The following is a 6233-nucleotide window of genomic DNA, read 5'->3' as shown; positions in this document are numbered from 1 at the left end:
CTAGGGTCAGGACCCATTGATCTGGTTGCGCGAGCGTGATTCACCGTTCGAAAACGAGCGGTGAACATGTCTGATCTTTTCTGGTTGAGCGATGCGCAGATGGCGCGTCTGGAGCCTTACTTTCCCAAGTCGCATGGCAAGCTCAGGGTTGATGACCGGCGTGTCTTGAGCGGGATTATCTTCATCAATCGCAATGGCTTGCGGTGGCGCGATGCACCAAGGGAATACGGCCCGCACAAGACGCTCTACAATCGCTGGAAGCGTTGGAGCGACAGGGGTGTCTTCGCCCGGATCATGGCGGGGTTGGCGGCCGAGCACGGTGAAGAGACGACCGTGATGATCGACGCAACTCATCTGAAGGCCCATCGTACGGCGTCCAGCCTGGGCGTCAAAAAGGGGGGCGTGCGCGTCTGATTGGCCGAACCAAGGGCGGCATGAATACGACGCTGCACGCGATCTGCGACAGATGAGCCATCTCGCGCCATCGGTCCGAGCGACGATGGCGAATGCCGACCCATCGACCTGTTCCTGACTGCCGGACCCGTCAGCGACTACATCGGGGCGCGCGCCCTGGTGAGCGGGTTGCCCAACGTGAAGTGGCTGCTCGGAGGTCGTGGCTATGATGCCGATTTGTTCCGAGAAGCGTTGCAAAACAGAGGGATATGCCCCTGCATTCCCGGTCGGAAGCAGCGCAAGACCCCAGTCAAATACGACAAGCGCCGCTACAAGCGGCGCAACAGGATCGAGATCGTGTTCGGCAGGCTCAAGGACTGGAGGAGGGTTGCGACCCGCTGTGATCGCTGTCCGCAAACCTTCTTCTCAGCAATAGCACTCGCTGCGACCGTAATCTTCTGGCTTTGAGAGAGAACGAGTCCTGACCCTAAGTGGTGAGGGACAAGCGCAAAATATATATCGTAGAAGCTTTCGTCTCGTGACTTGGACACGAAAAGCGCCTCAATCGCGTACACGCGGGCGTACTCAGGCGTGCAGTAGAAAAGGTCTTCGGTCGGGACGGCGATTTTAGTTATGGCACACGCCTTTCACATCCTGCGAAACGAAGTTGCACCAGCTGACCATGAGTTGTCTGCGCTTTTCCAGAATGTCTGAACGGGCATAGGCGCGCTCAACATCATCGCCGACCTTGTGCCCGAGGCTCATTTCCGCAATCTCGCGTGGCACATTGGCTTCTTCGGAAGTCCAGTCTCGAAAGGTCGAGCGGAAGCCGTGGACCGTGACATTGTCCGTCTGCATACGCCTTAACAGCATGAGCATAGACATGTTGGAGAGCGGCTGATGGCGCTTCTGCCCCTCGAAGACACACCGAGAGCGGAGAGCTGTCAGCGGCTCCACCGTGGCAATCCTTTGTTGGGTCAGGGGAACACGATGCTCAGTGCCGGTCTTGGTCCTTCCTTCTGGAATGGTCCAGATCTGCTCCTCGAAGTCAACTTACTCCCAGGTGGCCTGTAGGACTTCACTGGCGCGGCAGCCGGTCAAACAACTCATCGCAAGTGCCTTGGCCGCGATGCCTGGCTGGCGGAGAACCGCAGCATAGAAGGAAGGCACTTCGCGCCAGTGCATAGCCTTATGATGCTTCACCTTGGCCTTGACGCGAGGCAGGACACGGCCGTCCAATACGACCGTAACGGGGTTCTCGCCTTCACGGTGACCCCGTGAGCGGGCTACATCAAGAACAGCTTTCATCCGCTGCGCCACGCGCCGAGCGGTCTCGTGCTTGACGGTCCAGATAGGGGACAACACCTGCAGGACCTCGGGCTGCCCAATTTCCGAAACCGGCATCCTCCAATCTTCGGGAAAGTATACTCAGCCAGCGTATTGATCCACTGCTGGGCATGCTTGGGGTTCTTCCAAGTGGGGAGCCGCTCGACGTGAACGGTGCGGGCGACTTCTTCGAAGCACGGTACCACTACATCTTGGTTGAACTTGGGGTTCAGCCCTTGCCGTGCAAGCCTGCGATACTCGAGAGCTCGATCCCTGGCGACGTTAAGCGTGACGACATCAGTGCCGCCTAGTCCGAAGTCAGGGCGCAGGGGCTTGCCCATGCGATTGCGTTGTCCCTTCACGATCACGCGCACGATCCAACGTCGTGCGCCGGAAGGATCAACGATTAGGTAGAGTCCATTGCCGTCACCATGACGGCCCGGACCAAGCGAGCGGACGAGATTCCTCGTCAGCCAACCGGTGCTGTAGGCAATGCCTATACCTCGTTTCATACCACGGATTGAATAGCACCGAGCAAAAGCGAATTAAGGCGATCAGTATCGAAGCGAGGCGAGGTGGTGCATAAGTTCAATACCTTGGAGGGTAGAACAGCACTGTATGCCAATCAACCAAAATGGTGGGTGGCGGAGACGAAGTCCGCCTCTGGATCGTCCGTCGCATTCTGCCGTTGTCCCGTATGTCCAGAAAATACTGGGAAAAAACGCTTATTCGCTTCCCCTGCATGCCGTGTCGTTCTAGCTTGTTCCCGACCTTCTTGGGGGAAGGAATGGGGGAAGCATGGAGAACGCAGGACGCAGGCCGAGCAAGGCGCTGACCGCGCAGGCCGTTCGGAACGCCAAGCTGCCGGGGAAGTATTTTGACGGCAACGGGCTTTACCTGCGTGTCGATGCCAACGGCGCACAGTTCTGGGTTCAGCGGATCACCATTCGCAGCAAGCGCACCGAATTGGGTCTTGGGTCGCCGTCGCTGGTTACGTTGGCAGAGGCGCGGAGCAAGGCGCTGGAGAACCGCAAGCTGGCGCGCGAGGGTGGAGACCCGCTGCAGGCCAAGCGCGATGCACAAGGCGTCCTGACCTTTGAGGAGGCCGCGCGCAAGGTTCATCAGCTGCACCTGCCGACCTGGAGGAATGCCAAGCACGGCGCGCAGTTCATCACCACGCTGGAGACCTACGCCTTCCCCCGCTTGGGCAAAATGAAACTGCAGGACGTGACCAGCGCCGACGTTCTGCATGCGCTCATGCCGATCTGGACCAGCAAGCCGGAAACAGCGCGCAGGGTTCGGCAGCGCATCGGCACGGTGATGAAATGGGCGATTGCGCAAGGCTGGCGCAAGGACAACCCCGCGCAGGATATCGGGCAGGCTTTGCCCAAAACGCCCAAGCGCCAGACGCATCGCAAGGCGCTGCCCTATGCCGAGGTGGCTGGATGCCTACGGGCCGTTCAGGCTTCGCGCGCAGGGCTGTCAACCAAGCTGGCGCTGGAGTTCCTGGTCCTGACCGCCGCGCGCTCTGGCGAGGCGCGAGAAGCGCGCTGGGATGAGATGGATCTGGACCGCGCCGTCTGGGAAGTTCCAGCCGAGCGGATGAAGATGAAGCGACCGCACCGCGTTCCCCTGTCGCCGCGCGCGGTCGAACTGTTGAAGAATGCCGAAAGTCTGAGCGACGGCAGCGGGCTTGTCTTTCCCGGCACGAAGCCGGGACGCCCGCTGTCGGACATGACGCTTTCTAAACTGGTCAAGGAACTGGGCTTTGAGGCGGACGTGCACGGCTTTCGCACGTCTTTCCGCACTTGGGCGCAGGAGCGGACGACCTTTCCGCGCGAGGTAGCCGAGGCCGCGCTGGCACACCTGTCCGGTGATGCAGTCGAACGGGCCTATGCACGCAGCGATGTTTTCGAGAAGCGGCGCAAGATGATGGAGGCGTGGGCACGGCATTTGATCGAGGCCCACGCAGTCGTCGTTTCAATTGGACAGATTGGCTAACGAACGTCGGAAGAATGCCGGGTCTCTAAGCGAGACGATTCGCCAACAGATTTGGAGTTTATGCGGGTTCTGCGACGGATTGTCGGTCAAGCCCCAAAAACTGACACTAGGTATATTGCCGCACAGGTCCGGAACCACGATACATAGTTATCGCCACGGACGGCGGCGAATCATCAAGGAACGCTATGGTCGAACGATACTACCGACGCCCGGCAATCGAGGAGCTAACCGGTCTAAGCCGCAGCACCATCTATAATCTCATGCAGAAAGGAGATTTCCCCAAGCCGGTCAAGCTGACCGGAAAGGCCGTAGGGTGGTCTGAAAGCGCAATCAGCGATTGGCTTGCAAGCCGACGCTGAAAATCCAGAAACCGATTGCCGAACCGGAAACCGGTCTCTGAACTGAAGTCTCCACACCTTCAGCCCTAGACCCTTCGCGTTCGGCAATCAACACCAAAGGTGAATATTGCCATGCCGAAAGCATGTGAATGGCCCGAGCGGGCCTACTGGATCTGCATGTCCAGTTCCCAGCGCAAGCGCCTTGTCGTCAGCGGGCGCGACCGCTGGGCACTGGAATGGCTGATGCGGGTCGGAGAGCAGGGCTGCACGACGCTGGAATGCGTCGGGCCGCGCCTTTCCGCCTACGTTTTCAATTTGCGTCAAGCTGGCGTGGAGATTGAGACCAGGCACGAGAAGCATGACGGGCCGTTCAGCGGAACGCATGGACGCTATGTCCTGCAATCCGCCATCGTGCCGGTAAACGAGGTGACGGAATGAGGGGCCGTCGCATTGCGCATCTGCGCAGCCGTTATGGCCTGTCCAATCAACGCGCGGCGATGATTGCCCACCTTGTCTGGAGGGATAGCGATTGACCCCAGCGCGGCAGCAAGCGCCGCGCGGATGGGTCGAGGTGCGCACCGTAAGGGTGCGCGCCGCCTTCACCCACGCGGTCTATGACATGACCGAGGACCGGACGCGTGTGCGGATGGTCTTTCAATCCGACGACCGGCACAGCGCCATTCTGTGGGCGCTGCGCTGGGCAGCTCTGACCGGACGGCAGGTGGACTGTCGCGAGGTCTTTCATCATGCCAGCGGACGGCTGAAGCGCCGTCAGGGGGTGCCGGATGGCCTCTAAGCCCTACAAGCGCCACAAGCGCGGAGCATCCGCTCGTTTCGTCCAGTTGACGGAATACATGCAGTCATCCGAAGCATGGGCCACGATGAAGCCCGGACCCCGCGCGCTGTATGTCGAGGTCAAGCGCCGGTTCAACGGCACCAACAATGGCAAACTGTATCTGTCGCACAGGGACGCCGCGAAAGCGCTGAACGTCAGCCGGAATACCGTGGCCGCATACTTCCGAGAGTTGGAGGAGCGCGGCTTTCTGCAGATGACGGTTGCGCATCACCTGACGGTATCAGGGATTGGGCAAGCGAGTCAGTATGCGCTGGAGGAGGAAACCTGCTTCGGCAAGCCGGCGACAAAGAGGTTCATGCGCTGGAGAGAGACCCAGAATCCCCGCTGAAAAACTGACAGGGGTGGCGCAACTATTGAGCCGCCTTTGCCTGTTCGGTCGGCTGCGACGTCGAAAGTGGCTCAATTACTGCGCCGTTAGATCGTGTTTGTTTATGTCGTGCGGCGCAGAAACTGAGCAGAATATATATGTAAGCCACAGGCTGCGACGGTTGTTGGACTGGAGAGAGGGGAACGGCATGTGCGGACGCTTCATCGACCCGAATCTTCGCGGAACCGAGGTCGAACATTCCGAACTGAAGATCGACCCCTTCCCGCGCCGGTTCAACATCAAGCCGACGCAGGACGTGCTGGTTGTCGCCAAGACGCCGTTGGTGGGCATGTTCGCCCGATGGTGGCTGGTCCCGTCCTGGCACCGTGGCGACCTGAAGGACTGGAAGGCGACGACCTTCAACGCGCGGATCGAGGATGCCAAGACCAAGCCAACCTTCCGCGCGGTCTGGAGGCATGGCCGCTGCCTCATTCCCGGCGGGGGTTATTACGAATGGACGGGCGACAAGGGTGCGAAGCAGCCGCACCTAATCCGCTCTGCCGGGAACGAGGAGACGCTGTGGTTCGCCGGTCTGGCGTCACGCTGGCAGGATCTGCTGACCTGCACCGTCATGACGCGGGCCGCGAACGACGACGTGAAGGCCGTGCATCACCGCATGCCCGTTATGCTGAATGCCGATGAAAGAGAGGCATGGCTTGGCGGATCGGACGATGTGTCGCTGGGCGAAGGCGCAAGGCTGACCCATCATCCGGTCGCACGTTTCGGCATCGAGGACGACGGGCCGGAACTTCTGGAGCCAATCGACCCGTGACGCGCTGCGACCCTGCGGCTTTCAATCGTCCGAAGTAAAATCGGCGCGTGAGAAGGCGGCGGGTCCGTCAGGCTGCGCGTGCAGGGACCGAGGTAGCCCCCCGATAAAAAAGGATGCCCCCCGGCGTCACGCACCCGTGCAGCCCCTTCATGCGCACTGATACGACCCGTCGAACAGGGG

At 60.2% G+C, this 6233-nt stretch carries 7 protein-coding genes and 2 pseudogenes; 7 read left to right on the top strand and 2 right to left on the bottom strand.

Annotated elements, in window-relative coordinates; genetic code table 11:
• Positions 1-66: 66 nt before the first annotated feature.
• Positions 67-861, top strand: a pseudogene (locus F804_RS17205) (IS5 family transposase).
• 159 nt (positions 862-1020) lie between these two features.
• Here the strand turns inward: F804_RS17205 and F804_RS17690 are convergent.
• Together F804_RS17690 and F804_RS17680 are read right to left on the bottom strand one after the other, a co-directional pair.
• A complete protein-coding gene (locus tag F804_RS17690; RefSeq protein ID WP_245540357.1) occupies positions 1021-1419 on the bottom strand; it encodes a tyrosine-type recombinase/integrase in 399 nt (132 codons plus the stop codon).
• Between the two features lie 27 nt (positions 1420-1446).
• A pseudogene (locus F804_RS17680) lies at positions 1447-2231 on the bottom strand (tyrosine-type recombinase/integrase).
• Between the two features lie 286 nt (positions 2232-2517).
• On the opposite strand from F804_RS17680, the gene F804_RS0111285 reads away from it, so the two are divergent.
• The 6 genes from F804_RS0111285 (at position 2518) to F804_RS0111260 (ending at position 6053) form a co-directional block, all read left to right on the top strand.
• Positions 2518-3720, top strand: a complete 1203-nt coding sequence (locus F804_RS0111285) for a tyrosine-type recombinase/integrase (protein ID WP_022707856.1) — start codon at positions 2518-2520, stop codon at positions 3718-3720.
• 185 nt (positions 3721-3905) lie between these two features.
• Positions 3906-4079: a helix-turn-helix transcriptional regulator gene (locus F804_RS17200; protein ID WP_028725899.1), complete on the top strand. Its 174-nt coding sequence runs from the start codon at positions 3906-3908 to the stop codon at positions 4077-4079.
• Between the two features lie 99 nt (positions 4080-4178).
• A complete protein-coding gene (locus F804_RS16370; RefSeq protein WP_211214623.1) occupies positions 4179-4496 on the top strand; it encodes a winged helix domain-containing protein in 318 nt (105 codons plus the stop codon).
• 91 nt (positions 4497-4587) lie between these two features.
• A complete protein-coding gene (locus tag F804_RS16365) occupies positions 4588-4854 on the top strand; it encodes a hypothetical protein (protein WP_022707854.1) in 267 nt (88 codons plus the stop codon).
• A 58-nt stretch (positions 4855-4912) separates the two neighbouring features.
• Positions 4913-5242 (top strand): winged helix-turn-helix transcriptional regulator, encoded by a 330-nt coding sequence (locus F804_RS0111265; protein ID WP_245540353.1) that lies wholly within the window; start codon positions 4913-4915, stop codon positions 5240-5242.
• A gap of 187 nt (positions 5243-5429) precedes the next feature.
• A complete protein-coding gene (locus tag F804_RS0111260; protein ID WP_022707852.1) occupies positions 5430-6053 on the top strand; it encodes an SOS response-associated peptidase in 624 nt (207 codons plus the stop codon).
• Positions 6054-6233 lie beyond the last annotated feature (180 nt).

The sequence above is a fragment of the Paracoccus zeaxanthinifaciens ATCC 21588 genome, from assembly GCF_000420145.1.
Taxonomy (GTDB): Bacteria; Pseudomonadota; Alphaproteobacteria; order Rhodobacterales; family Rhodobacteraceae; genus Paracoccus; species Paracoccus zeaxanthinifaciens.
The sequence above is the reverse complement of the archived record's forward strand: the minus strand, read 5'-3'. Positions and strand labels throughout refer to the sequence as shown.

Coding starts and splice junctions, on each gene's coding strand:
- F804_RS0111285 (WP_022707856.1), top strand. CDS start 2,518: ATGGAGAACGCAGGACGCAGGCCGAGCAAGGCGCTGACCGCGCAGGCC.
- F804_RS17200 (WP_028725899.1), top strand. CDS start 3,906: ATGGTCGAACGATACTACCGACGCCCGGCAATCGAGGAGCTAACCGGT.
- F804_RS0111265 (WP_245540353.1), top strand. CDS start 4,913: ATGCAGTCATCCGAAGCATGGGCCACGATGAAGCCCGGACCCCGCGCG.
- F804_RS0111260 (WP_022707852.1), top strand. CDS start 5,430: ATGTGCGGACGCTTCATCGACCCGAATCTTCGCGGAACCGAGGTCGAA.